At 58.4% G+C, this 25,499-nt stretch carries 25 protein-coding genes; 12 read left to right on the top strand and 13 right to left on the bottom strand.

Going from position 1 to position 25,499, the window contains the following annotated elements:
- Positions 1-174: 174 nt before the first annotated feature.
- Genes DRW39_RS20575 through DRW39_RS20585 form a run of 3 tightly spaced genes read left to right on the top strand, consistent with a single transcriptional unit; the run spans position 175 to position 4,461 of the window.
- Positions 175-1,806 (top strand): S8 family peptidase, encoded by a 1,632-nt coding sequence (locus DRW39_RS20575; protein ID WP_116108978.1) that lies wholly within the window; start codon positions 175-177, stop codon positions 1,804-1,806.
- Positions 1,775-2,842 carry a selenide, water dikinase SelD gene (gene selD, locus DRW39_RS20580; protein ID WP_116108979.1) on the top strand — a complete coding sequence of 356 codons (1,068 nt, stop codon included), beginning with the start codon at positions 1,775-1,777 and terminating at the stop codon, positions 2,840-2,842. Before DRW39_RS20575 ends, selD begins: the two co-directional genes overlap by 32 nt.
- A 41-nt stretch (positions 2,843-2,883) precedes the next feature.
- Positions 2,884-4,461: an FAD-dependent oxidoreductase gene (locus DRW39_RS20585; RefSeq protein WP_116108980.1), complete on the top strand. Its 1,578-nt coding sequence runs from the start codon at positions 2,884-2,886 to the stop codon at positions 4,459-4,461.
- Here DRW39_RS20585 and DRW39_RS20590 read toward each other — a convergent pair.
- Entirely contained in the window at positions 4,458-5,060 is a 603-nt protein-coding gene (locus DRW39_RS20590; protein WP_157976276.1) for a hypothetical protein, read from the bottom strand. The two genes, DRW39_RS20585 and DRW39_RS20590, sit on opposite strands and share 4 nt — an antisense overlap.
- Before the next feature lie 352 nt (positions 5,061-5,412).
- On the opposite strand from DRW39_RS20590, the gene DRW39_RS20595 reads away from it, so the two are divergent.
- A complete protein-coding gene (locus tag DRW39_RS20595; RefSeq protein WP_116108982.1) occupies positions 5,413-5,622 on the top strand; it encodes a hypothetical protein in 210 nt (69 codons plus the stop codon).
- Here the strand turns inward: DRW39_RS20595 and DRW39_RS20600 are convergent.
- The 7 genes from DRW39_RS20600 to DRW39_RS20630 all read right to left on the bottom strand — a co-directional run bounded on the left by DRW39_RS20600 (position 5,608) and on the right by DRW39_RS20630 (position 11,323).
- Entirely contained in the window at positions 5,608-6,678 is a 1,071-nt protein-coding gene (locus DRW39_RS20600; protein ID WP_116108983.1) for a GNAT family N-acetyltransferase, read from the bottom strand. The genes DRW39_RS20595 and DRW39_RS20600 overlap by 15 nt on opposite strands.
- A 44-nt stretch (positions 6,679-6,722) precedes the next feature.
- Positions 6,723-7,328 carry an ATP-binding cassette domain-containing protein gene (locus tag DRW39_RS20605; RefSeq protein ID WP_157976277.1) on the bottom strand — a complete coding sequence of 202 codons (606 nt, stop codon included), beginning with the start codon at positions 7,326-7,328 and terminating at the stop codon, positions 6,723-6,725.
- A gap of 10 nt (positions 7,329-7,338) precedes the next feature.
- Entirely contained in the window at positions 7,339-8,139 is an 801-nt protein-coding gene (gene lpxA, locus DRW39_RS20610; RefSeq protein WP_116108985.1) for an acyl-ACP--UDP-N-acetylglucosamine O-acyltransferase, read from the bottom strand.
- Positions 8,140-8,189: 50 nt separating this feature from the next.
- Positions 8,190-9,578, bottom strand: a complete 1,389-nt coding sequence (locus DRW39_RS20615) for a bifunctional UDP-3-O-[3-hydroxymyristoyl] N-acetylglucosamine deacetylase/3-hydroxyacyl-ACP dehydratase (protein WP_198664970.1) — start codon at positions 9,576-9,578, stop codon at positions 8,190-8,192.
- 63 nt (positions 9,579-9,641) lie between these two features.
- Positions 9,642-10,373 (bottom strand): ABC transporter ATP-binding protein, encoded by a 732-nt coding sequence (locus tag DRW39_RS20620; protein WP_116108986.1) that lies wholly within the window; start codon positions 10,371-10,373, stop codon positions 9,642-9,644.
- Between the two features lie 11 nt (positions 10,374-10,384).
- Entirely contained in the window at positions 10,385-10,675 is a 291-nt protein-coding gene (gene gatC / locus DRW39_RS20625; RefSeq protein WP_116108987.1) for an Asp-tRNA(Asn)/Glu-tRNA(Gln) amidotransferase subunit GatC, read from the bottom strand.
- 69 nt (positions 10,676-10,744) lie between these two features.
- The gene (locus DRW39_RS20630) at positions 10,745-11,323 is read right to left on the bottom strand and encodes a 2'-5' RNA ligase family protein (protein WP_116108988.1); all 579 of its coding nucleotides are present in this window, start codon (positions 11,321-11,323) and stop codon (positions 10,745-10,747) included.
- Between the two features lie 72 nt (positions 11,324-11,395).
- On the opposite strand from DRW39_RS20630, the gene DRW39_RS20635 reads away from it, so the two are divergent.
- From DRW39_RS20635 to ribH, 4 genes are read left to right on the top strand one after another with little or no spacing between them, the layout of a single operon-like run.
- Positions 11,396-13,627 (top strand): carboxypeptidase regulatory-like domain-containing protein, encoded by a 2,232-nt coding sequence (locus DRW39_RS20635; RefSeq protein WP_116108989.1) that lies wholly within the window; start codon positions 11,396-11,398, stop codon positions 13,625-13,627.
- Between the two features lie 3 nt (positions 13,628-13,630).
- Entirely contained in the window at positions 13,631-14,515 is an 885-nt protein-coding gene (locus tag DRW39_RS20640; protein ID WP_116108990.1) for an alpha/beta hydrolase, read from the top strand.
- Position 14,516: 1 nt separating this feature from the next.
- Positions 14,517-15,494 carry a threonine/serine dehydratase gene (locus DRW39_RS20645; protein ID WP_116108991.1) on the top strand — a complete coding sequence of 326 codons (978 nt, stop codon included), beginning with the start codon at positions 14,517-14,519 and terminating at the stop codon, positions 15,492-15,494.
- 44 nt (positions 15,495-15,538) lie between these two features.
- Positions 15,539-16,060, top strand: a complete 522-nt coding sequence (gene ribH / locus DRW39_RS20650) for a 6,7-dimethyl-8-ribityllumazine synthase (RefSeq protein WP_116108992.1) — start codon at positions 15,539-15,541, stop codon at positions 16,058-16,060.
- Here the strand turns inward: ribH and xseA are convergent.
- Positions 16,057-17,283 carry an exodeoxyribonuclease VII large subunit gene (xseA, locus tag DRW39_RS20655; protein ID WP_116108993.1) on the bottom strand — a complete coding sequence of 409 codons (1,227 nt, stop codon included), beginning with the start codon at positions 17,281-17,283 and terminating at the stop codon, positions 16,057-16,059. The genes ribH and xseA overlap by 4 nt on opposite strands.
- A 74-nt stretch (positions 17,284-17,357) precedes the next feature.
- Here xseA and DRW39_RS20660 point away from each other — a divergent pair, with 74 nt between their 5' ends.
- Complete coding sequence (locus DRW39_RS20660; RefSeq protein ID WP_116108994.1) at positions 17,358-18,293, top strand: hypothetical protein; 936 nt, start codon at positions 17,358-17,360, stop codon at positions 18,291-18,293.
- Positions 18,294-18,298: 5 nt separating this feature from the next.
- Here the strand turns inward: DRW39_RS20660 and DRW39_RS20665 are convergent, their stop codons facing one another.
- Positions 18,299-19,360, bottom strand: coding sequence for a putative zinc-binding metallopeptidase (locus DRW39_RS20665; RefSeq protein ID WP_116108995.1), 1,062 nt, complete (start codon positions 19,358-19,360; stop codon positions 18,299-18,301).
- A 77-nt stretch (positions 19,361-19,437) separates the two neighbouring features.
- On the opposite strand from DRW39_RS20665, the gene rlmF reads away from it, so the two are divergent.
- Complete coding sequence (gene rlmF, locus DRW39_RS20670) at positions 19,438-20,280, top strand: 23S rRNA (adenine(1618)-N(6))-methyltransferase RlmF (RefSeq protein ID WP_116108996.1); 843 nt, start codon at positions 19,438-19,440, stop codon at positions 20,278-20,280.
- 10 nt (positions 20,281-20,290) lie between these two features.
- Here rlmF and DRW39_RS20675 read toward each other — a convergent pair whose 3' ends face one another.
- Positions 20,291-20,962: a YggS family pyridoxal phosphate-dependent enzyme gene (locus DRW39_RS20675; RefSeq protein ID WP_116108997.1), complete on the bottom strand. Its 672-nt coding sequence runs from the start codon at positions 20,960-20,962 to the stop codon at positions 20,291-20,293.
- A 174-nt stretch (positions 20,963-21,136) separates the two neighbouring features.
- Here DRW39_RS20675 and DRW39_RS20680 point away from each other — a divergent pair, with 174 nt between their 5' ends.
- Positions 21,137-21,325: a hypothetical protein gene (locus DRW39_RS20680; protein ID WP_116108998.1), complete on the top strand. Its 189-nt coding sequence runs from the start codon at positions 21,137-21,139 to the stop codon at positions 21,323-21,325.
- On the opposite strand, the gene DRW39_RS20685 is transcribed toward DRW39_RS20680, so the two are convergent.
- A complete protein-coding gene (locus tag DRW39_RS20685; RefSeq protein WP_116108999.1) occupies positions 21,318-21,899 on the bottom strand; it encodes an FKBP-type peptidyl-prolyl cis-trans isomerase in 582 nt (193 codons plus the stop codon). The two genes, DRW39_RS20680 and DRW39_RS20685, sit on opposite strands and share 8 nt — an antisense overlap.
- A gap of 71 nt (positions 21,900-21,970) precedes the next feature.
- A complete protein-coding gene (msrA, locus tag DRW39_RS20690) occupies positions 21,971-22,564 on the bottom strand; it encodes a peptide-methionine (S)-S-oxide reductase MsrA (protein ID WP_116109000.1) in 594 nt (197 codons plus the stop codon).
- Between the two features lie 63 nt (positions 22,565-22,627).
- On the opposite strand from msrA, the gene DRW39_RS20695 reads away from it, so the two are divergent.
- The gene (locus tag DRW39_RS20695) at positions 22,628-25,483 is read left to right on the top strand and encodes an Npt1/Npt2 family nucleotide transporter (RefSeq protein ID WP_116109001.1); all 2,856 of its coding nucleotides are present in this window, start codon (positions 22,628-22,630) and stop codon (positions 25,481-25,483) included.
- Positions 25,484-25,499: the final 16 nt, after the last annotated feature.

The raw sequence follows: 25,499 nt of genomic DNA on the forward strand, positions 1-25,499 counted from the left end.
GTGACTTATGACGTCCGATTTGGTACGGGGTCACCGGTAAGCTTTTACCATTTTAAGCTTTTTCTAACCATACGTCCGGCCGCCGGGCGGTTTCCAATACACCAGCCCGTTTTACGGACCAGGTAAACTTTGGGGCCCGCCCCGCCCTTAATACTATCCGCCAAAAGAACCATTATGAAACAACTATTATTAACGCTCAGCCTGGTGTTTACGCTCGGCCTGTCCGCACAGGACGCCGCCCCCCAAAACTGGTGGGAACTTGACCGGACTGACAATTCCTTTCCCGGCGTCAGCGCCGCCAAGGCCAATGAGTACCTCGCCGATAAAAAAGCGGAGCCTGTAGTCGTTGCGGTAATCGACTCGGGAGTCGATATCGAGCACGAAGACCTGCAGGGAGCCATCTGGACCAACGAAGATGAAATTCCCGGAAACGGAATTGACGACGATAAGAACGGCTATGTCGACGACGTACACGGCTGGAACTTTATCGGCGGAGCGGACGGACGCAATGTCAACTACGAAAACCTCGAGATCGTCCGCCTCTATAATCAAATGCACGCCAAGTACAACAACCGCAACCGCGACGGCCTCAACAAAAAGGAACGCCGCGAATACGATCGCTACCAGGAATACAAGGAAGTGATCGACAACAAGCGCGCCGAGCTCGGTCCCTCCGCCGCCCAGTACGCTATGATCAAGGAAGCCGTCGATGCAGCCATTGAGGAGCTCGACATGGAACCCGAGGACGTGACCGCCGAAGACATTGCCGGTCTGGAGAGTGAGGACGAAAATATCGCCATCGTCAAGCGCGTAGTCGCCAACGCCGCCGCCAGCGGTGCCACCTTCGCCGATGTTTACGGCCAGCTGGAAGGAGCTACGGACTACTTCGACTCCCAGCTCAAGTACAACTACAACCCCGATTTCGACGCCCGCGACATCGTCGGCGACGATCCCAACGACATGAAGGATCGTTACTACGGCAACAACGACGTAGAAGGCCCTGATGCCTCCCACGGCACCCACGTTGCCGGTATCATCGCCGCCGTGCGCGACAACGATCTCGGTGTAAACGGAGTAGGTGGATCTAACGTCCGCATCATGAGCATCCGTACCGTACCCAACGGCGACGAGCGCGACAAGGACGTGGCTAATGCCATCCGCTACGCCGTCGACAACGGAGCTAAAGTGATCAACATGAGCTTTGGCAAAGGCCAGAGCCCCCATAAAGACGCCGTCGATGACGCCATGAACTACGCCCAGAAGAACGACGTGCTGCTCGTACACGCCGCCGGTAACGACGGCAAGCAACTCACCCTGGAAAACAACTATCCCAACGATACCTACCAGGGCCGCCGGCGCACCGGTAAGACCTGGATCGAAGTCGGAGCCGCGGGTAGCAATTACGACGAGTCCCTCGCCGCGAGCTTCTCCAACTACAATAAGGAATACGTCGACGTATTCGCCCCGGGTGCCCGCATCTACAGCACCACCCCCGACAACGAGTACGCCACCTTCGATGGTACCTCCATGGCCGCGCCGATGGTTGCCGGTATCGCCGCCCTCGTGCGGAGTTACTTCCCCGATCTGAAGGCCAAGCAGGTGAAGGAGATCATCGAGGAAAGTGCCGTGCCCGTCGTGCTGCAGGTCGTTAAGCCCGGCAGCGAAGGCGAAAAGGTAAATTTCGCCGACCTCTCCGCCACCGGTGGCCTGGCCAACGCTTACACCGCCGTGAAGCTAGCCGAGCGCACCAAAGGCAAGAACCGCCGCCTGCGCGATGAGCGCGACGAAAGCCTCATCCAGTACTAGCGTGATCAAACTAACCGAGTTTTCCCACGGCGCAGGCTGTGGCTGCAAGATCGCCCCCGCCGTGCTGGACCAGATCCTGGCCCAGACGGCTCCGGGTACTCCCTTCCCGCGATTGCTGGTCGGGAACGCCGAACGCGACGATGCCGCGGTACACGATCTCGGAGACGGGACCGCGGCCATCAGCACGACCGACTTCTTCATGCCCATCGTCGACGATCCGCTGACCTTCGGCCGGATCGCCGCTACCAATGCCATCAGTGACGTGTACGCCATGGGCGGCACGCCCCTGATGGCCATTGCCATTTTAGGGTGGCCCGTCGATAAGCTCCCCCCGGAAGTCGCCGGACAGGTGGTGGAGGGCGGTCGGCAAGCCTGTGCGGACGCCGGCATTCCCCTGGCCGGCGGACACAGCATCGATAGTCCGGAGCCCATCTTCGGTCTCGCCGTTACGGGCCGGGTGGCCATCGACCGATTGAAGAAGAACGGAGGGGCCAGGGTAGGGGACCTGCTCTACCTGACCAAGCCGCTGGGCGTCGGCATCCTGAGCACCGCCCAGAAGCAGAAAAAGCTGCGGGAGCAGGATGCACTTTTGGCGACCGAGCAGATGACCCGCCTGAATAGCGTCGGTCCCGCGCTTGCCGCCCTAGAAGCCGTGCACGCCATGACGGACGTCACGGGTTTCGGCCTATTGGGCCACCTGAGCGAAATGTGTGCAGCCAGTGAAACGCTGGGTCACGTCGAAATGGACCGCGTACCCCTCATCGACGCCACGGTTCTGGACCACTATCTGGCGGAAGGATGTATCCCCGGGGGCACCAAGCGAAACTTTGCCAGCTACGGATCACGGATCAGCCTGCAGTCCGACCGGCAACGTAATCTGTTGGCCGACCCGCAGACCAGCGGCGGATTGCTGGCAGCGGTAGATCCCGCCGGCGCCGATGCATTCGAGGCCATTTGCGGCGAACACGGTCTTCAGGTTTCACCCCTCGGGCGGATGGAAGCTCGCCAGGACGGAACGCTCGTGAAAGTGGTGTGAACCAAATGTCGGGGTAGTGCTTATATGGCAAAACTACCGCTATGACACCCGTACTATCCCTATCCCAACTGCCCGAAGGCCACCTGCATAAAGCCAAAGTCGGTGATTATGACGTCCTGCTGGCCAATCTGAAGGGAGAGATTTACGCGGTCGAAAACAAGTGTAGCCATTATCAGCTGCCCCTGGACGGTGGTTCCCTCTGCGAGCACCGCCTCCGCTGCCCCTTCCACCACGCCTGCTTCGATATCCGCACCGGCGAACAACTGGAAGCCCCGGGTATGGACGGCCTGCCCCGCTTCGAGGTAACGATCAAGGATGACCAGATTCACGTCAGCGATAAGCCGGTCGACCAGAACGGCCCCGAAAAACTGGTGGAAGCCTACACCGGTAACGCATCATCCTCGGATCACTATACCTACGCCGTCGTTGGCGGGGGAACGGCGGCCGCTTACGGCGTAGAAGCCATTCGCGCCAACGACCCGGAAGGATCCATTCTGATGGTGAGTGAGGAAGAGCTGCCCCCCTACGACCGTACGAAGGTCAGCAAGGCGTTCATGCAGGGTGACGACTCGGTGTACACCCTCCCCCTCCGCGATGCGGAATTCTACCAAAAGATCGGTGTGGATTTTCGCGGCGGAGCGCAGGTAAGGAGCCTCAACGTGCAGGGGAACGAACTCACCTTGTCCGATGGGCAAACCATCACCTACGATCGCGTGCTCCTCGCGAGCGGAGCCAAACCCCGGCAACTGAAGGTGTCTGGATCCGACCTCGAAGGTGTCTGCTCGGTACGGGAGGCACAGGATGCGCTGACCGCCCGGGAAAAGGCCGGTGAGGGGGCGGAGGTGGTCATCATCGGCGGCAGCTTCATCGGGCTGGAAACCGCCATGAGCCTCGGTAAGCGCGGCGCCAGGATCACGGTCGTCACTCCCGAGGAAGTTCTCTTTGAGAAGGTCTTCGGTAAGCAGGTGGGTCTCTTCGTCCGCGATCTGCACGACCAGGCCGGCGTGACCTTCGAACTAGAAAGTAAAGTGGAGGAAATTAAGGGTCGCGACGGTCACGTTACCGGTGTGGTCCTGGATAACGGAAAGGAACTACCGGCGGACCTCGTCGTCGTAGGCATCGGCGTCCAGCCGGCAACGAAATACGTCGAGGGCATCGCCTTCCGCGACGATCACAGCTTGACCGTCGACGGTCACCTCGCCGTACACGGTGATGGGACCTGGGCCGCCGGAGACATCGCCACCTATCCGGACCGCGAGGGAATGGTGCGCATCGAGCACTGGAAAGTTGCCGGGCAGCAGGGGCGCGTTGCCGGTCGTAATATGGCCGGGAAGTCCGAACCCTACCTGATGGTGCCTTACTTCTGGACGAACCAGCAGGGAACCAACTTACGCTACGTCGGCCACGGAACCGACTACGACGATATCGTATTCGACGGCACGCCGGGAGAAGGACCCTTCCTGGCCTTTTACGTAAAAGACAGCCACGTACAAGCCTGTCTGGGCGTGAAACGCGACAGCGACGTCGCGGCGGTGAATGAATTGATGGCCATCGGCAAGATGCCGCCCGTCAACGACCTGCGCGGTCAGGATTGGCTCGGCCGCTGTCGTTCCATCTAGGGAACTATGTACTGGAAGGACCACTCGTCACCGTCCGAACGGTTGGCGGCCAGGCGGGTATTTCCCTCCCGGTCTAGTTTGAGCACTTCCGCCCACCGCAGTCGGGTCTTCAGGATCCCGAAATTGGCGAGAGCGTAGTCCGTTTCAGCCTCATCCATATCCTCCCATCGGCTGGGTAAGCCCGTTCCGGCATCCGGTAATGGGCTACCCGGCGGGGAAACGGTTGCATAGGCCTTCCGTGAGTGTTTAGGGAGCTGCGCAAAGATTTTCCGGTGCTCCGCTTCGGATGCCCACGTGGTCGGTCCACCCCCGACGAACTGCACGCTGGCCTCCCGATCCCAACCGAGCCAGGAAAATTCCGAGCCCTTGTTCAGGTGGTCCACCTTGACGGATCGCCGGTCGGTGTAGCAGGTCAGCACGCAATTTTGGTCGTCCGCTTTCCGTAAAACAACGACCCGGGGCCGGGCTACCTGTAGGGAGGCTACCGTACTGATGCTTGGTGTAGCCAGAGCTCCGTCACCGGATTCCGCGGCCTTGCCAAGTAACTGCCAGGCAAGCGACCACAACATGGGGGGAGAGGAGGGGTTTGTGGTATCCAAATTTTTTTTACTTTTATAGTCTTAAATAAGGAGACTTGTAAACAGTTTCCTTAGTTTTAGACGTATGTACTATTAACCTCGCTAATTGGTGAGGTTGCCGAACTTGAAGTACCAAAGAAAATAGAATGTGTGACCGCACCGTCCGTTCCGCGTCGAAAAGGAGCATCGTCCCATCCGTAGGGGCGCGCTATTGACGTGATGGCCGGTAGGCCATGCACATAAAGAGTATGGGTTTTAGGTGTTTTTCTGGAGGGTTTGGGCTTCGGCCCGAACCCTCTTTTTTAGTTAGGCCATTGCCCGTCCAACCATCGACAGCTGAGCGTGTTTTACGGGCATCCCCCAAATCAACTCGATGAATTTTCTTGTTCTTTTCGCGATCATCTTTGGCGTTTTCGCCCTGAGCTTTGTGCTCATCAACATCCGGCACCTGATCACCGGCGACGAGTTCCGGGGTACCTGCGCCAGCAATAACCCCATGCTCAAGAATAAAGTAGGCAACTGCGATGTGTGCGGGAAGCGCCCCGAGGAGGACTGCAAGATGCCCGAGCTACCGAAGGTTTAGGCAGAATTTGACGACTGAATCCAGCTGCCGCCCCTGATTCAGTAGCATCCGTACGGCCAGCAGGTCGGTAACGAAATTTGCGGCCTCGAATGATTGCAAATATTCGGCGTTGAATAGCAACTGGGTCTGCACCATGTGCCGGCATTCCATCACGATATAGTTCCGCGTCTTCGGATCGAAGGCCACCACCACCGACGGGGTACCCGCCTTACCCGTGAGTGGGACCAGGTAGGGGTAGGGGAAGTAGTCATCGTTCCAGATATCGTACAGCCCCGCCTCGAATAGGGGATACACCTTAAGCTTAACATCCTTGCCGAAGCTATTGTAGGCGTCCACGAAGTCCGTCAGTGCCCTGACCTGGGCTTCCACCGGAGCTTCCGTTTTAGGATCGAATTCGCGGTAGGGGAGCCAGGCGTCTTCTCGTACGTCGTAGTACTGGGCATCCCCGAGCCGGAGCTTATAGTCGAAGCGGTGATAGCCCGGAACCACGTAGCCGGGATAATAATAGCGGAACCCACGGGCCAGGCAGTATTCCATCTCCAGTAGCATCGTATAGTAGCCCAGACTGAAGTTCCGCAGTTTAGGATCGTAGATGCCCAGAATGCTTGATGCCGCCTCGCTACCTATGTCAAAGTAACTGCAGGCTACGAGTTGACCACTCACCTTTTCGCGTACCGTGGTTTCCCAGGTATTGAACACCACTTCGTTATCGTAATCTTCCAGGCTGTCGGCGATCGTCGGGGAGAGCCGGCCATCAAAGTCATCGGCGTACCGGCGGTACAAATCTTCCCGTTCTTCGTCGATCGTGCGGGGAGCTACTCGTACGTCGAAGAGCTGTGCGTTTTTACGCATCAGCTTTCTTTGGCTCTTTGAGAATGCAAACCCTTTCAGGTCCACCCGGATCCAGATGGCCGAATACGGCCGGTTCTTGAAGAAGAGGAAGTGGGTGGTAAAAATGGTTGAGCCCATGCGGTACCACCCCTTTCCGAGGTGCCAGTCGAGGCTTTCGGGGCTTAGGGTGAATGGGGTATTTTTGTCCGCGTAACTGAACAGCATAGGGCAAGTCGCCAGGGGGCGTTCACAATATCCGAATTAAAAAGCTACAAATCGGTCACCTGTTCGCAGCTGGCGAGGTCGCGGGGGTCATTGCTGGCTATAATTACCAGCCGATTTTCGGAAAACTGTCGCAACTCCTCCGCGAACCAGCCTGCAGCGGTGGCGTCCAGCGTCACGGTGGGCTCGTCCAGCAGGAGCAGCGGTGTATCGGCGTAGAGGGCCGTAGCCAGTAGGATACGCTGCCGCATGCCGCTCGAGCAATCCAGCAGCGGGCGCTGTGCGTAGGCGGTGAGTCCCGTGCGATCGAGAATGGAGGCGGCGTCCAGCCCGGCACGGGCCGACTTCAGCTCGAAGTGGAAAGTGAGCATTTCCAGTAATGTCAGCTCCTCGACGATTTCAAAGTAAGGTCCCGTCCAGCTGACGTAGCGGTAAATCTTGTCCGGCGCTACGGTGCGGCCATTCAGGGTGTAACTGACCCGACCGCGGCTGGGGCTGAGCTGGCCGGCAAGCATGCGCAGCAGGGTAGATTTCCCTGAGCCATTGCGGCCGCTGATCCCGTAGGTCCGGCCCGACACGAAATCCGTACTCAGTTGCTTAATGATCCATTGCCGTCCGAAGCGCTTGGATACTTCATCGAGGCGGACGGTCATCGATGCCTCTTTAGTTGCCATCGTCGAGCGCCTGGAAACTGCGGATGATACCGGTCTTTTCCGTCGCGTTGATAAAGGCAATCACCTCGTCCCGTTCTTCCGACACCGGAACGGAAGCCTCGATCTCCGTAACGGCGTTCGTAATATTCAGCCCCTTTACGAACAGGATCCGGTAGATTTCGTGGATCGCATTGATCTGCGTGATGGTGAATCCCCGCCGCTGAAGCCCGATCCGGTTGACACCGATGTAGCTAAGCGGCTCACGGGCCGCGCGGATGTAGGGCGGGACGCTCTTCCGTACCAGACTGCCGCCGGCGATGAAGCTGTGCCGACCGATGCGCACGAATTGCTGCACGCCTACCTGTCCCTCAATGATGACGTAGTCTTCCAGCTCGACGTGCCCCGCCAGGTTGACATTGTTGGCGATGACGATATTGTCACCCAGGATACAATCGTGGGCAACGTGGGCGTAGGCCATTAGCAGGCAATTCTTTCCGATCCGTGTGGTACCGGCGGCGGCCGTTCCCCGGTTGACGGTCACGAATTCCCGTATGGTCGTCCCGTCGCCGATCTCCGCGGTTGAGAACTCCCCGCGGAATTTGAGGTCCTGCGGGATGGCCGCAACCACCGCCCCCGGGAAGATGCGTACGTTCTTACCGATACGGGCACCACTGTAGACGGTTACGTTCGGCCCGATATCGCTGCCCTCACCAATTTCCACGTCCTCCTCGATGGTAGTGAATGGTCCTACGGTCACGCCGGCGCCAATTTTTGCGTTTGGGTGGACGACGCTTAGAGAATGGATGGACATGAATCGGTTTGATAAGTTGAAAGAAACGGGCTAGGGCAGGCGGGTTGGGATCAGGTTCTTCGAACGATCTGCGCAACTAGATCCGCTTCGGACACCAATTTGTTGCCTACGTAGGCCGTGCCGCGCATCTGGCAAATGCCCCGGCGCACGGGTGCGATCAGTTCCATCTTGAATAAGACGGTGTCGCCGGGGACGACGAAATTCTTGAATTTCGCATTCTCGATCTTGAGGAAGTAGGTATCCCAGTTGCCGGGATCTTCCTGCTGGGTAAGCACCAGCAATCCCCCGGTTTGGGCCATCGCCTCGATCTGCAGTACGCCCGGCATAACGTGGTTACTTGGAAAGTGACCCTGGAAAAAGGCTTCGTTGAAGGTCAGGTTCTTGAGTCCCACGATGTGGTTATCGCCCATCTCGATGATCTTATCGATCAGGAGAAAGGGGTACCGGTGCGGCATCACCTCCAGGATCTGCTCCGTGGTGAATACCGGCTCGTCGTTCGGATTGTAACGGGGGCGCCCCTTGAGGCGTCGTTGCTCGAGGTAAGCTTTCTTCAGCAGCTTGGTAAAGGCTACGTTTACGCGGTGACCGGGCTTGGTGGCCAGGATACGGCCGCGAATGGGCACGCCGAGCAGGCTGATGTCGCCCATGACGTCCAGCAGCTTGTGGCGGGCGGGCTCGTTGTGGAACTTGAGGTCCAGGGTGTTGAGGATGCCCTGCTCGGTCACCTCGACAGTCTCCTTACCCATCTTCTGCGCCAGGGCGTTGAGCCGGGGTTGGGGAACGTGGCGGTCGGCGATGACGATGGCGTTCGTCAGGTCGCCTCCCCGGATCAGTTCGTGTTCGAAAAGGGTTTCCAGTTCGTGCAGGAAGACGAAGGTGCGGCAGGGAGCAATTTCCTCGGCGTAGTCGTCGTACCCGCGCAGGGTAGCGTACTGCTGGCCCAGCACCGGGCTGTCGAAGTCGATCATCGACACGACCTCGAATCCGTCGTAGGGGAGGGCGACGATTTCCGAGCCGGTCGACTCATCACGGAAGGTGATCGGCTCCTCGACGACAAAGTAGTCGCGGGGAGCGTCCTGGTCCGTGAGACCGGCTTCGAGGATGCGTTCTACGAACAGACTGGCACTGCCATCCAGAATGGGTACCTCGCCGCCGTCAATTTCGATCAGGACATTATCTACCTGCAGGCCGGAAAGGGCGCTTAGTAGATGCTCTATCGTCGAGACGGTGGCTTCCCCACTGCCGAGTGTCGTGGACCGCTCGGTGCTAACCACGCGATTTACGTCCACGTTCATCAGCGGCTGATCTTCGAGATCCACCCGTTTGAATTTGACGCCGTGGCCCTCCGGGGCGGGCTTGAACACCAGGTTTACTTCCTGTCCGGTATGCAATCCGACTCCACTGAGGGATACGGTATTGGCTATCGTACGTTGGTTCATATATACTATCGATACGGTGGACGACAACTTTCAGCCGCCCAATATGCGCGCAAAGATAGTATGTCAGGCCTGATTGTACCGGTGCGTGGGATCGCTGGCCCGAATGATGTGCTCGTTTAGCTCGTCGCTTTCCACTTCTCCGTCGCGCAGGCGCACGATCCGGTGGGCGTGCTCGGCGATATCCGGCTCGTGGGTAACCAGGATAACGGTGTTCCCCTGGGCCTGGATTTCCTCGAAGATCTCCATGATCTCAATGGAGGTTTTCGTGTCGAGGTTACCCGTCGGCTCGTCGGCCAGTATGATGGCCGGATTATTGACCAGGGCCCGGGCGATGGCTACGCGTTGGCGCTGACCGCCCGAGAGTTCGTTCGGCCGGTGGTCCAGGCGGTCGCCCAGTCCCACCGAAGCCAGCACCTCGGCGGCCCGCTTCTGGCGTTCCCCTTTACCGTAGCCGGCGTAAACGAGGGGCAGCGCGACGTTTTCGAGCGTAGTCTGCCGCGGCAAGAGGTTGAAGGTCTGGAAGACGAAGCCAATTTTTTCGTTGCGGATGTTGGCCAGTTCCGCGTCATCCATGCGGCTGACGTCACGGCCGTCCAGCTGGTAGTTACCGGATGTCGGGGTATCCAGGCAACCCAGCAGGTTCATAAGGGTGGACTTGCCCGACCCCGACGGTCCCATCAGGGCAACGTACTCGTTGGTCTGTATCTGCAGGTCGATTCCACGCAGGGCCCTGACCTCGGTCTGCCCCATGATATAGGTTTTGGTGAGCTTGGAGATATCGATGACGGCAGACATAGGGTAGTAGATTAGTGATTAATAACGCGGGGTACACGAAAGAACGACTCGTCACTGTCGGGCGCGTTGGCCAGCGCGGTAGCGCGGTCCAGGTGCTCACCCATCACGTCGGCACGCAGGCTTTGTTCTACGTCGGTTACGTAGCGTAAAGGCTCCACGGCTTCCAGATCGAGTTCGTTCAGCTTTTCCACCATTGCCAAGATATTTTCCAGATCCACCCGCAGTTTATCAACCTTATCGGGCGCGATCGCCAGCTTTGACAGATCAGCCAGGCGTAATACTAGGGCATCGTCTACGGTCATCGGGTTTCTTTTCGACAAAGGTAGCCGATTCTTCGGCGGCCGTCGGCTAATCCCGGGGCGGGTAGCAAGCTACCCGGCAAACCGCCTCCGGTCAAGGAGGTGCCAAGGGCCCCCGTCGTAGCGGTAAAAAGATAATCCCCTTGCTTCAATCGTGCACGGCTCGAAGCGCGGTTGGAGGTGGGCCAGCGTTCGTTTGGCCTCGCCGGGATCTACTTTGTTCTGGACGGTAATATGCGGTCGGTTCCAGGGGCGGTCATCCTGGGCGGTCAGAACCGGTGCAAACTGCTCGCGCAACTTCGCTCGAATACGGCTAAGTTCTTCGCATTCAAGGGAATAGGCTACTCCGCCGCCAAGTAGGAACGGAGCCTTTACGTGCATGGTCAGGGGTGGCCGGCCGGAGTATTGATCGTGGCAATCAGCTATAAACTCTTGACGCACAGCAGATGGTATATGATGGAAGAGCGTCACGTGCGCGCTTAAATAATTGCGCTCCTTGGGAAATAACGCGGCCCGCAGCCGGTTAAATAGATCAAGATCCTCGGGTTTGATCCAAGCCGTTACGATCATTGGTCGATTTGCCGGTGGTGGAAGTTTGTTTGGCATGTTAGGGTTACTGGTACCAAATGTTTTTGGTTTAGTGATCAGCATTATACCTGCGCTCGCCGCCCAAACTTTCTGGTGGGAACCCGCGGATTTGATATAGACGCTTACCTTAGTCTTATGAACAAACTAACTCATGCGCTGCTCTGCGTAGCAGCGATTGTTCTGAGCTGGCCAATTGGTGCGCAGTTCCGCAGCGACATGCAGGCCGCGGAAAAAGAAATGGAGCTGCGCGCTTACCACACCGCCATCAAAAGCTTCAAGCGGGCGCTTGCGCAGCGGCCTGACGACTACGATGCCCTGGCGCAGATTGCCGAGGCCTACCGGATGGTCAATGAGTTGGACACGGCCCGGATCTACTACAGCCAGGCCATGAAAGACCGTAAGGTGCAACCGGAAACCCTGCTCGGGTATGCCCACACCCTGCGGGGGCTGGGCATGTACGAGGGCGCCCAGCTGCTGTATCAGGCCTACGCGCGGGAAGAAGATCCCACCGTGGGCAACCACTTCATCACCAGCGCCACCTTCGCGCAGCGTCAGCGGGAGGAGAACGCCGGCTTTGTAGCGAAGCAACTCACCATCAATACCGAAACCCCCGAATTTGGTGCCAGCATCCCCCAGGAGGGAAAGCTGCTCTTTAATAGCGGTCGCACCCACCCTGACTTTGCCGGCGTGGTGATCAATCGTCCCTACGTGGCGGAGGTTATGTCCGACGGGGCACTCGGCGAGCCCACGATGCTCACTTTCGGGTACGTCCCGACCGACGGCAGCCAGATCGGTCCGGTACACTACAGTCCTAACGGACGGCGGGTCGTGTTTACCCGTAACAACTTTACGCCGGGAACCCGGCAAATTCCGGAGGCCGGCCCCACGCTGAGCCTCCTGATCGCCGACGTAAACGAAGACGGTATGTGGAGCAACGTACGTCCCCTTCCCTTCAACGGCAGTGATTACAGCACCGGTTACGGGACGTTCGGCCGCGATGGCCAGACCATCTATTTCGCCAGCGACCGGCCCGGCGGCTACGGCGGCTACGACATCTATCGCGCCCGGCTGGAGGGGAATGATTGGCAGCCCATCCCCGAAAACCTGGGGCCGGTAGTCAACAGCCGGGGCCATGAAATTACCCCCTACGCGGATGGCCACAGCTTGTTCTTCTCCAGTAACTGGCACCACGGCCTGGGTGGCTACGATGCCTTTCGGGCGCAGTTGGCGGCCGGCAAGCCCATCACGCTGTATCACCTGGGATCGGCGATCAACAGTAGCCGGGACGACCTCGGTTTCGTATTCGACCGGAATTCCCGCACCGGCTACGTCACCTCCAACCGCAACGGATTCACCGGCGGCCTGGAAGATATCTACTACATCATGCCGGAGGAGCAGGTCACCGACCTGACCTCACGGGCGGAGGAGGGAACCGATCTGTCGTCTACCGGACCGGCCGCGCCCACCCAGGCGGGTGTCCTGCCCGTCAAGCCACCGACGCTGTCCACGATGCGGGGCTACCTCAACGATGTGACGACCGAAGCACCCGTCATCGATGCCGACGTAATGGTGATCAAAAAAAGCACCGGACAGGAGGCTTCGACCTGGAGCGATAGCTACGGCGCCTACTATGCCTCGGTGGAACCCTTTACCGATTACGAGGTCACCGTAGAGGCACCGGGTTATGAGACCATGGTGTTTGACGTTGTCACCGAGGGCAGCGAGCAGACGGAGATCTTTGGCACGACCGGCCTGTCCCCCCAGTCGGCTGACTCGCCCGTCGTTGCTTCGGAAGCTCCCGAGGAAAGGGGCAATTTCGGGGTACAGATTGCCAGCCTTTTGGTGGAGCCCACTATCGCCGAGTTTGAAAACGTCGCCATGCTTGGAAATCTACAGGTCGAACGGGATGGCAATCGGCGCCGGGTACGCATAGGCTACTTTGCGTCTCGCCGGCAGGCGGAGCAGGTAGCCCAGGAGGCCAGACGGAAAGGGTACTCGGGCAGTTTCGTGGTGGAATTCGTTCCGGGCAGTACCGAGCCGACACCCACCGCGGCAAGCCAGCCCGTTGCGGTAACTACACCCGCACCCGCGCCGGCCGAGCGCACGGCCACGAAGGCCCCGGAGGAAGGGCTGAGCGAGTACCGCGTACAGCTGGGTGCCTTCAGCCGGCCGCAGAATTTTAACCGGGAAAAAGCCTGGGAGCTGGGGATTCTCGGTTCGGAGAGCCGCGGCCAGCTTACCGTATTTTACATCGACAAAATCAGCACCCTCCAGCAGGCGGAATACGTACGCGAACAAGCGACGGCCCTCGGCTTTGTAGGGCCGTACATCCTGGAACGTACCGCTTCGGGATACACCAAGCGATAGATCATGCGTACCATCTTCTTTCTTCTCCTGCTGTGTGGTTCGCTCACCGGGCAGGATACCATCCTGCCCGTATACACCGGCCCGGTACCGTGTCTGACCGACCGACCGACCACCGACAGGGTGGATTCACTGATCGGCCGGGTAGTGACGAATGTTGGCATTCCCCAGCTACATTATTACGCGCCGGTGCCCCGGGCCAGCACGGCCAAAGCGGTCATGATCGTTCCCGGCGGTGGCTATGCCGTCGAAGCATGGGACCACGAGGGAGTGGATATCGCCCGAACGCTCAGTGCGCGCGGCTACCACGCTTTTGTCCTAAGCCATCGGCTGCCGATGCATCTGGAGGGGGATTGTAAGTCCGAGGCCGCACTGGCCGATGCCCAGGAAGGTATGCGGCGTGTCCGTACCCTGGCCGACTCGCTGGGGTATGCCTCCGATAAAGTCGGCATCATGGGTTTTTCCGCCGGTGGTCACCTCAGCGGTTCGGCTTCGGTACATAGCGAGGAAGTTGACGGCGTATCCAGCCGGCCGGATTTCGCGGTACTGGTTTACCCGGTGACGCTTATGAATCGCGAGCGGGAAGGGCACGGGGGAAGTCAGTACAACCTGCTGGGACCGGAACCCGACGACGAGGCATTGGCCTACTACAATCTGCCGGAAAACGTGGATAGTCTCACGCCGCCGACGCTGCTTATTCACGCTTCGGATGATACAGGCGTCCCGCCGCAGAACTCCCTTGCTTACTACCGTGCCCTGATCGATGCCGGCGTTGCCGCCGATATGCGTTTTTACGCTACCGGTGGTCACGGTTTCGGCTCGGCCCGCGAACGCCCCGGCCCGGTATCCGGTTGGTTAGAGGAAGTAACCACTTGGCTCGCCAACCAGTAGCATGATCGAACTCCCCCCCCTTTACCAGGTACCCAACCAGGCCGACCTGCTGGTCACCCACGAGGCCATCCATCCTTTTGTACACCGTACGCCCATCCTCACCAATGCCAGCATTGACGAGAAGGCCGGGGCATCCCTGTTTTTCAAGTGCGAAAATTTTCAGCGCATTGGGGCCTTCAAGATGCGGGGGGCGGCATCTGCGGCGCTCCGCCTGAGCCCGCAGCTGCGCGAGCGGGGTCTGGCCACCCACAGTAGCGGTAACCACGCCCAGGCGGTGGCCCGGGTGGCCCAACAGCTCGGCGTGCCGGCCTATATCGTGATGCCCCACGATGCCCCACGTGTAAAGGTGGCTGCCGTGAAGGGCTACGGTGCGGAGATTACCTTCTGTAATAACACGCCGGCTGAACGGCAGTCTGCCCTCGATAAGGTCGTGGCCCGTACCGGAGCGGCCTTTATTCACCCCTTTGACGATTATGGCGTCATCGCGGGGCAGGCAACCTGTGCCATGGAACTCATCGAGGACACCGACGTGGTGCTCGACACCATCATTGCCCCGGTGGGCGGTGGCGGCTTGCTGTCGGGGACGGCGCTCGCCGGCCGCTACTTCAGCCGCCGGGCCGTGGTGGTGGCCGCCGAGCCCGCCGCGGTGGACGATGCCGCCCGCAGTATCCTGAGCGGTCGGATCGAAAGCAACGAGGTGAATCTGACCGTGGCCGACGGACTTCGAACGAATCTGGGGGAACGGACCTTCGACATCATTCACCGCTACGTGAAGGAAATCTATCTGGTCGAGGAGGCGGAGATCATTGCCGCCATGCGCCTGATCTGGGAGCGGATGAAGATCATCGTGGAACCCAGTTGCGCCGTACCCCTGGCCGCGATCCTGAAACACCCCGAACGCTTCCGTAAGCAGAAGATCGGGGTGATCCTCACGGGCGGGAACGTCGACGTCGATCGGCTACCCTTCGGTGACGATTAGGCAACCGCCCGCCGGGCCGGATTGTATACCCTGAAAAATCTCCGATGGCCTCCGCACACAAAAATCTCAGTTCGTACGACGAATCCAGCCTGCCCGACGCCGCCCCCATGCGCTTCGGCATCGTGGTGGCCGACTGGAACGCCGACATCACCCACGCCCTCTACGCGGGTTGTTTCGAAACCCTGCAGAAGCACGGGGCCACCGAAGACAAGATTCATACCGTACAGGTTCCCGGTACCTTCGAACTGCCCGCCGCCGCCCGGATGCTGGCAGGGCGCGAAAAGCTCGATGCCGTTATCTGCCTCGGCTGCGTCATTAAGGGAGAGACCAAGCACGACGAGTACATCAACAATGCCGTCAGCCAGGGGCTGGTCAACCTGAGCATCGCTACGGGACAGCCCTTCATCTTTGGGGTGCTCACGCCCAATTCCCAGGAGCAGGCGCTGGACCGCGCCGGCGGCAAGCACGGCAACAAGGGTGTGGAAGCCGCGGTCACCGCCATCCGGATGGCCGAGCTGTACCGAAGCAGCAAGGAGGGTAAAAAATCAATCGGCTTCGGCCGTTAACCTTTTTGCAGGCGCGCCTTGCCTTTACGCAGGCGAATTTCCACCTCGCCGGGGTGTATTGCCGCGGCATCGGTAATAAGTTTGCCGTCCTGAACCACCATGGCGTACCCCCGCGCCAGCGTCGTTTCGGGGCGCAGGGCCGTCAATAACTTCTCTGCGTGGTCCAGTTGCACGGCCGCCGTGCGCAGTCCGGCTTCGCGCAGGCTACGTAGCTTTTCTTCCATGGCGGCGGTGCGCAGGTAGGCAGTTTGTAGGCTGTAGCGGGCTTTTCGGTCAACCTCGTTCATTGCCAGGGTCAGCTTTTCCCCTTCGGAGTGGATAATCCGCTCCGCACGGTTGTGTATGGCGCGACCGAGCTGAAGGGCCTGCATTTCGGCGCGCAGCATCTGATCGATCAGATAAGCGGCCACGGCGGTCGGCGTCTTTAGGCTGCGGTGGACGATCCGGTCCAAAACGGTATCGTCGATTTCGTGCCCGATGCCCGCCAGTACCGGTAAGGGGGCGTCCGCTACTGCCCGGCAGAGTAGCTCGTCGTCGAAGGCGGCCAGGTCCGTCTTGCCACCCCCTCCCCGCACGATGATGATGGCATCGTACTCCGACCGCCTTCGCTTAATTTGGCGAAGGCGGGTAATGACCTCTTCTGCGGTTGCCGCGCCCTGCATCGCGGCCGGGTACAGCTCCTGCCGGAAGACGTAGCCGTAAGGATTCTCCGATACCTGCCGTTGAAAATCGGCCAGACCGGCGGCGGTCTCCGAACTGATGATGGCCAGTCGCTGCAGCACGGGGGGTAAGGCAAGCGCGGCATTCCGGTCCAGCAGTCCATCCGCGCTTAACGCCGTCAGCGTAGCTTGACGACGTTGCTCCAGGGCCCCCAGTGTATGTTCCGGATCCAGATCTTCTACCACCAGCTTCAGGCCGTAGCGTTCGTGAAAGCTGGCGGTTACCCGGAGTCGGACCGACATACCCTCCTGCAATACGCCGCGAACCAATTTCCTGGTGTGTACCTTTTCGATTTTCTTCCGCGTGCCGGACCAGATCACCGCGTCCATTTGCGCGACCACCGTATCGTTCTCCTCCGACTTCTCCACCAACGTCAGCCAGGTATGGCCCCGCGATTCGCTGACCTGGGCCAGTTCCGCGGATATCCATATCGGCTCCGGCAGATTAAGGGCGAATACGCGGCGGATGAAGGTCGTGAGTCCCGAAAGGGTGATCGTTTCCATGGCACGCAAGTTAATCCACCGAGTCGATGCGCTCGATTTACGGACATAACGTTACATCGGAAAGATAACCCACCTTGCCCAAGCTTATTGGCACCCCGTTTATCCGGCTATATTGCTTTGGCCTGGCCTCGCTATTGCCCTTTTGTGTCTTAGTCGGTCAACAGCAGACGACGGCACCGCTGAAGTGGGCAACGGAATCCGATTCCAGCGAACGGGTGATCGACACGACCGGCACCACCACCGTCTTCATCACATCGGACGGTTACTACGTGGAGCGTACCCATCACCCTGAAACCGGCCGTATAATCGCCTACACCCGCTATCGCGATAAGCGGCGGCACCGGAAAACCGGTCCGGCAGTGACTTTCTATAACAATGGGAAGGTGCATACCAGGGCGAATTACGTGAACAACGTGCTTTCGGGGCCCTACATCATGTACTACGCGAGCGGACAAAAAATGGGGGCGGGTTTCTTCTTCGAGGGTAAACTGAAGGGAAAGTGGAAGTGGTACGCCCCAAGCGGTATGCATATCAGTAAGGATGATTTTCATCCGTCCCGGGCAAGGGCATACATGCTCACCTACGCGGAGTTGTCCGCCGCGAAAAGCGTTAAGCTCTATCAATTAGAAGGCTCCCCGCCCACTGAAGAAGAAAAAGCGATACATGCCGACAGCCTCTGGCAAACCCCCATGTATCCCGGCTGTCAGTACATGCTCGACGATCTGAGTATGCGACAGTGTGCCATGAACCGTATGGCGCTGTACCTGGCCTATCATTCTCCCTATACGCTGAAATTTCAAAAATTTAACGTGGAGAACAGCGTATTGGTCACCTTCGTAATCCAACGCGATGGCTCTTTGGGGGAGCTGGAGGTCCTACGGGGCAGTCCACGCGAAAGCGAAGAAGTGCTGCGCTTGTTCCGGTCCATGCCTGCCTGGATACCGGGCGAATATGACGGCAAATTCTGCCCGACCCGGGCGGTGCTACCCGTGAGTATTGACGTGGATTGAGCGAGTTAGTTGTTTCTGGCCTCAGCGATCACCCGATTCACGTATTCGAGCTTCGCCCGCACGGAGTCGTTGATCACGAATGGATACAGGTCCGGTCGCCCCATGCCGCGGTTCAGGCTGTTGATGGCAAAGGTCAGCGGTACGCAGGCCTTTAGAATCTTTTCCATATCCCGTTGCTGGTAGGGGTTGAAATCGGCTTCTACCCGCATAATCACGTCAGGAGTAGTGGGTGGATTGACGGTCATGCCAAAGGCGTAAGCGGTTTCCAGCATATCCATCAGGTGCAGGTAGTGCGCCCAGGTTTCCGCCCAGTCTTCCCAGGGGTGCATCGTAGCGTACTCACTGATGTAGTTCCTCTCCCAACCATTCGGCGCACCGTCCTTATAGTGTTGTTCCAGGGCTTCCCCGTAATCCGCACGCTCGTCCCCGAACAGCCGTCGAAATTCCTCAAGTACCTGTGGCTTGGGTGCTACCAGGTGGTCCCAGTAGTAATGACCTACCTCGTGGCGGAAATGGCCGATAAGGGTGCGGTACTTTTCGTGCATTTGGATGCGCGTCGCTTCCCTATTCACGGAGTCGGCTTCGTTCACGTTCAGGGTAATAAGCCCCTCATCGTGTCCGGTCATGACGGGTTCGTCCGCATCTTCGGTCGCCAGAAAGTCGAAGGCCAGCCCGCGGTTGGGGTGAGTCATCTTGTCGCGTACCGGCAATCCGAGTCGGTACAGGGCGTAGACCAGCCGATGCTTGGCCTGTTCCAACTCCTGCCACTCGCGCAGCTTCTCCGGGTCGCTCAGGTTGGGGACGGTGCGGTTGAGGTCGCAAGCGTCACACAATCCGGTGGGGTCCGAGCTGGGTATCATCCAGTTACAGGCCTCGTGCTGGTGATTGTTGCAGTACTTGATGGGCGACTGTCCGCCAGTCGAAAGATTCCATTCGGTCTGCCCCGGGGTAAGGGCCAGCATCCGATCGTCCTCACTGGAGTAGCCAAGCCAGTTACCGCAGTTGTTGCAGACTACGTTTTCGAAGTAAACGGGGTAGTGGCAGTGGCCACAGTGGTAAATTTTCATAGCGCTTGTAAGTAGTGCAAGAACAGCTATGGCTGCCACGTGTTCCGATCACCTCACCCCCCTTACAAGAAATTTAGGTGCATCCCAGAAACCGCTACCGCGACAAACACAATTTTCAGGAACTCCTTCACTTGGAGCCCGGTTTGGCGGAATTCACCATCACCACGCCGGCGGGAAAGACCTCCCTGGACTTCACCGAGCGCAAAGCCCTTTTATTGCTCAACCGAACGCTGCTACGGCGTGACTACCGGCTTCGCCACTGGGATGTACCGGAGGGGCACCTGGTGCCACCTCTGCCGGGGCGACTCGACTATATCCACGCGTTGGCCGACCTGACCGACAATCCGGAAACGGTACTCGATATCGGCACGGGAGCGAGCCTGATCTATCCGGTGCTGGGAGTGATGGAATACGGTTGGCACTTCGTCGGTACGGATATCAGCGAGCGGGCGGTGAAGGTAGCCAGTGCTATTGCCCGAATGAATGAGCCGTTGAAGAAATACATCGTCGTACGTCGCCAATCCGATCCGGGAAGTATTTTCCGGGGGGTAGTACGGGAAGGGGAGCGGTACGGGGCAACGATGTGCAACCCGCCCTTCTACGAGAGCCGGGGGGATGCCGAAGCGGCCGGGCGGAAAAAGTGGACGAAACTCGGACGCCAAAATAGCGGACTTTCCTTCGGGGGCTCGGACAGTGAACTCTGGACCCCGGGAGGTGAGCGGCGATTTTTACGGGACATGATCCGGGAAAGCCCGGCTTTCGGTTCACAAATCGAGTGGTTCACCACGCTGGTGTCCAAGCGAGGGTACCTCGACGCAGCGCAATCGGAACTGGAAAGGGTAGGCGCGGGGGAAGTGCGCATCATCCCAATGGAACAAGGGAACAAAAAGAGTAGGGTACTAGCCTGGCGTTTTGGTTAGACGGCCCCGGTCAGTTAGTAGGGCGCTCGCCGAACAGCTTACTCCCGATGCGCACCAGGGTGCTGCCCTGTTGGAGCGCGATTTCGTAGTCGCCGGACATTCCCATGCTGATTTCCGTAAAGGCCGGATCATATTGAAAATGATTCGTCTTCAGGTCGGAAAATATTTCGTGCAGGGTACGAAACTCCCCGGCTACCTGCTCCGCATCGTCGGTGTAGGTGGCCATGCCCATCACGCCGACGATCCGAACGTGTTGCAGGGGGTCCTCCTGGATGGACGCCAGCAGTTGCTGACCCGATTCCCGGGTGAGACCGTACTTGCTTTCCTCATCCGCGATGTGATACTGCAAAAGAACATCCGTCCGCGAGTCATCGCTGCGTTTATCGAGTTCCCGGAGTAATCGGAGGCTGTCGCCGGAATGGATCAGCGACACGATCGGTACGACGTTCTTGACTTTGTTGCGCTGAAGGTGGCCGATAAAGTGCCAGTTGATGTCTTTGGGTAGTTGCTCGTGCTTCTCCACCAATTCGCTGACCCGGTTCTCTCCGAAGTCCCGGTGCCCGAGTTCGTAGAGCTCGCGGATCTTTTCAACGGGATGGGTCTTGGTTACCGCGATCAGCCGGGCATCCGAAGAGGCGACCTGGCGGCTGAGGGCGTTGTAGGTATCCGAGAGGTTCTGCATGGAGAAAAATTTAAATCGCGGGTAACATCGTCCGCTTCCCGAGCATAAACGACCGTTCCGTAAAGATTTGCTAAAGGATATATTAAAAGCGGTGGATCAAACGATATATATACAACACGCTGATTAACTTATGCGTAGGCTAGTTATTATCTAATTCCACGATACCAATCCACAATGAGCTACCTGACTATCAAAAACGAACGTAAGCACCGTCGCCAAGCCCGCATCATCACTTTTGTGGTGACTACGCTGGTACTAGGTGCCGCCGCCCACGGAATGGGTGCCACCGAAGAACTCGTCGAATTGTTCCAACAGTTCATGGGCACCCAACCCGCGGGCGGGGCCGTAGCATCCCTTATTTAACTTCGAAGAGCTCCACGTCGAAGATCAGCGCGGCGTAGGGGGGGATAGCGGGGGGCGATCCCCGTTCACCATATGCCAGGTGATAGGGAATGTAGAACCGATATTTGGCACCTTCCTTCATAAGCTGCAGACCTTCCGTCCATCCCGCGATAACGCGGTTAAGGGGAAATTCGATGGTCTGTCCCCGGTCGACGGAGCTGTCGAAAACCTGGCCGTTGGTCAGGGTACCGTGATAGTGGACCTTCACGGTCTCGGTAGCCGAAGGACTGGCACCGGTGCCTTCCTTGAGGACTTCGTACTGCAAACCGGAATCGGTGGTTTTGACTTCCGACCGTTTGGCGTTCTCCGTTAGGAAAGTTTCTCCCTCCTCACGAGCCTCCGCGCCGGCGCTGGCGGCAGCCTTTTGCAGGTATTCCTGAATATGTTGGTTGGCCTGTTCGGGGGTCACGGATGCGTTTCCGCTTAACCCGTCCTGAAATCCCCGGGCCAGGCTCTCGGCGTCAACCGAGTCGAAGCCCTGGCTTTTGAGGTTTTGGCTCAGCACGATGCCGAGGCTGTAACTGGTGGTATCCATATAGGATGATTGGTTTTGCGCCGTCAGACCGGCGGTAAAAAGTAGTAATACAAGCGGGCCGCCTAATCGTTTCATGCGCGCGACTTTAAGCGGTGGCTGTACTTTTTACGGATCTTGCCCACCTTCGGACTGATAACGAAGGTGCAATAGCTGTTGCGGTCGCCGACCTTATTGTAGTAATTCTGGTGGTAATCCTCCGCGGGATAGAAGGAAGTGAAGGGAATAAGCTCCGTAACTGCCTGTTGACCATACAAGTCGGGCACCAAGTCGGCCATGGCTTTTTCCGTAGCCTCTTTTTGCTCGTCATTCGTGTAAAAAACCGCACTGCGGTACTGGGGTCCGACGTCGTTGCCCTGACGGTTCGGGGTGGTGGGATCGTGAGCGGCGAAGAAAATTTCTAATATTTCGCTGCGGGTAATCACTTGGGGATCAAATTCAACGAGGATAACTTCAACGTGATCGGTACCTTTGGTACAGACGGCTTCGTAATTGGCCGTGTCCGCCGAACCACCGGCGTATCCACTGACGACGCGTTCGACACCTTTAATATCGAGGAAGACGGCTTCCGTACACCAGAAACAGCCGCCACCTAGAATGATGGTTTCCTGACGGTCCGTATTATTTATTTCTGAAATTGATTCACCAAATCGGGGGGTGGTAGACATATTCTTATCTTTTGTTGTTGGGATAATACCCGTTGTCGGGTCTCATGGAATTAACGTGTCCGTATGCAGCAAGTTTTAAGCAAGCTTTTTCGCGCCCGTCCGGGGGAGTGGGGAGCCGTGCTGATGCTGCAGTTGCTGGTTTTTCTCATCATCTGCACGCTGCTCATCGTCAAACCGACGGCCAGTGCGCTCTTCCTCTCGGAATACGGGGCCATCGGCCTCCCGTACATCTTTCTAGCCACCGCGGTCCTGGCCGCTGTTGTCAGTACCGGGTACTCCGCAGCGCTACGGCGCTATAGCCTGCTCCGGGTCAGCTTCATCTCCCTGGTAGTCTGCCTGGGGATACTGCTGACCTGCTCCATTTTCATGCGGATCCCGCTGGCCCGACCGACCATCGCCGTCGTCCTGTATCTATGGACGGCCATCTTCGGCGTACTGGCCGCCTCGCAATTCTGGATGATGGCCAGCTTCGTCTTTGATGTGCGGCAGGCAAAACGGCTTTTCGGCCTGATTGGCGCGGGAGCCATTGCCGGTGGCATCGCCGGGGGGTACATCACCTCCCTGCTGGCGCAGGAGATCGGGGCGCGAAACCTCATCCTGGTTGCCGCTACCTTGCTGGTGCCCTGCCTGATCCTCACGGTCATCATCTGGCGCCGCTACGTGGTGCGCAAGCAGAGCATGATCTCGCGCAAGAAGAAGTCGAATGCGGGTTACGAGGCTCCCCACCGTCTCATCTTTGCTAGTAAGCACCTGCTGCTCTTATGCGGTATCGTTGCGCTCAGCGTTATCGTGGCCAAGCTGGTCGATTATCAGTTTAGCGTACTGGCCGCCGAGCGGTACGGCGATCAGGATCGCCTGGCCGGATTCTTCGGCTTCTGGTATTCCACCTTCAATATCGTGGCGCTGGCTATTCAACTGCTGCTTACCCAGCGTGTCGTTCAGGGGATCGGGGTAAGCGGCGCGCTGCTTTTTTTGCCCATCGGACTGGGCATCGGCGCGGTGACCATGCTGTTCATGCCCGGGCTGAGCGCGGCCATCTTTAGCCGATCCATCGACGGCAGCCTCAAGCAATCCCTGAGCCGGGCGAGTATCGAAATGCTGTTCCTGCCGCTCGATGAGGATACCAAAAAGAAGGTGAAGACCTACATCGATGTATTCATCGATAGCCTGGCCGGCGGCCTGGGTGGACTGCTGCTCATCGGGCTGACCCAGTTTATGGGCCTTTCCGCCCCTTCCATCAGCTGGTTTGTACTTATCCTGGTCGCTGTGTGGATGTTGAGCGTGATCATGATTCGGGAGGAATACATCGAGGCTTTCCGCGCGCAGTTGTCCCACCTCAAGCCGAAAGAACATCGCAACCGCCTGCGTAGCCACCACCGCAAAGTGATGGCAGGATTCCTGCAGGTGCTCGAGGAAGGTCAGATGAGCACCCACGAGAAGCAACTTTTATACGTGCTGGAGCGGGCCGACGACCTGAGTAATTCGACCTTCCGGGAGCCTATCGCAAGGCTGCTGACCCACCCCTCGCCCAATGTCCGCGCGCGGGCCCTGCGTAGCCTCTATCTCCAACCGGGCACCGAATTAGTGGACGAGGTGACCCCGCTGCTGAGCGATGCCGATGCGACCGTTCGTAGCGCGGCCTTCGATTATCTCTTCTCCCGCACGGAGTCGGTGGGGAAGGACGTACTGGAACCCCTGCTCGACGATCCGGATCCCGACATTGCCGGTGCCGCACTGGTCAGCCTGGCTACCGAAACGGCGGGAAACTCCTTTAGCCGGAAGCAATGGCAGGTCAGCCAGCGGCTTCGCCGTCGCATCCGTGAATTACGGGAGGTAGACTCCGCTAAGCGCCATCAGTGGTATGTCTATCTGCTCAAGGCTTCCGGGCGTTCCCAATTAGCTACGGGCAGGTCGTTTATTCAGCGCTGCCTTCTTTTGGAGGATGAGGAGATCCTGCGGTACGCGATCCTGGCCGCCGGCGAAAGCCAGCACGAGGACCTCATCGTCCCGCTCCTGCACCTGATCACCCACCCCGAGGTCCGCCCGTTGGCTATAAATGCGCTCGTCCAGTACCAGGGAGGACTACTCGCACTAATTCCGGGGCTCATTGCCTCGGGTGAATTGTCCATCACCGAGGTCCGCCGGCTTCCCACGGTGATCGAGAAGATCGACCGTCAGCAATCAATTGACATCTTGCTATCCCTGACCGAGCGCTTTTACCCCAACGATCTGGCATTGCGTATGGAGGTGATCCGGGCGCTCAATGCCGTTAAGCGTGATTTTCCCAAGCGGAACATGCCGACGAAAACCATCTACCGGCAAATCGTCACGGAAGCCCGCAACTACGAGAGCATGCAGGAGCAGCTGAGCGGACAGCTGATTCTCCTCCAGTTCGGCCGTAGCGAGGAGGAATTGGTTTACCGCGAAGCCTTCGCCAGCCTTATCCGGCAGCGGATGCGGGCAACCTTCAACCGGTTATTCCGATTGCTGGGCCTTCGCTATCCGCCGGCCGACATCATTCCCGTTCACCTGGCGCTTAATGACGACCTGGTATCCATTCAAATCAGCGGAATCGAGTTCCTGGACAACTTACTCGAACTAAGCCTCAAGCGGCTCATTATTCCCTTGTTGGACCGTCGTCAGCGGCAGCTACAGGGAAATGGCGAACTGCTGGAAACCGAGGTCGATTTGATCGATCTGCGGCGACAGGAATTCAAATATCTGAAGCGGATTCTCCGGGGCCGTGACGATCGGTTGAAAATAGCGGCACTGCGTGTTATTTCTACCCTCGACGATCCGGAATTCATTCCCGTACTGGATTACTTTATTGCTTCCGATACGGACAATAACCAGGTACGAATGGTCGCGCAGGAAGCGCTCGAAGAGTTACGTGTCAGTTTGAGTTCGGTAGAAGTTTGATCTATCTTTGCCGGCC

The organism is Lewinella sp. IMCC34191 (assembly GCF_003390935.1).
Taxonomy (GTDB): Bacteria; Bacteroidota; Bacteroidia; order Chitinophagales; family Saprospiraceae; genus Neolewinella.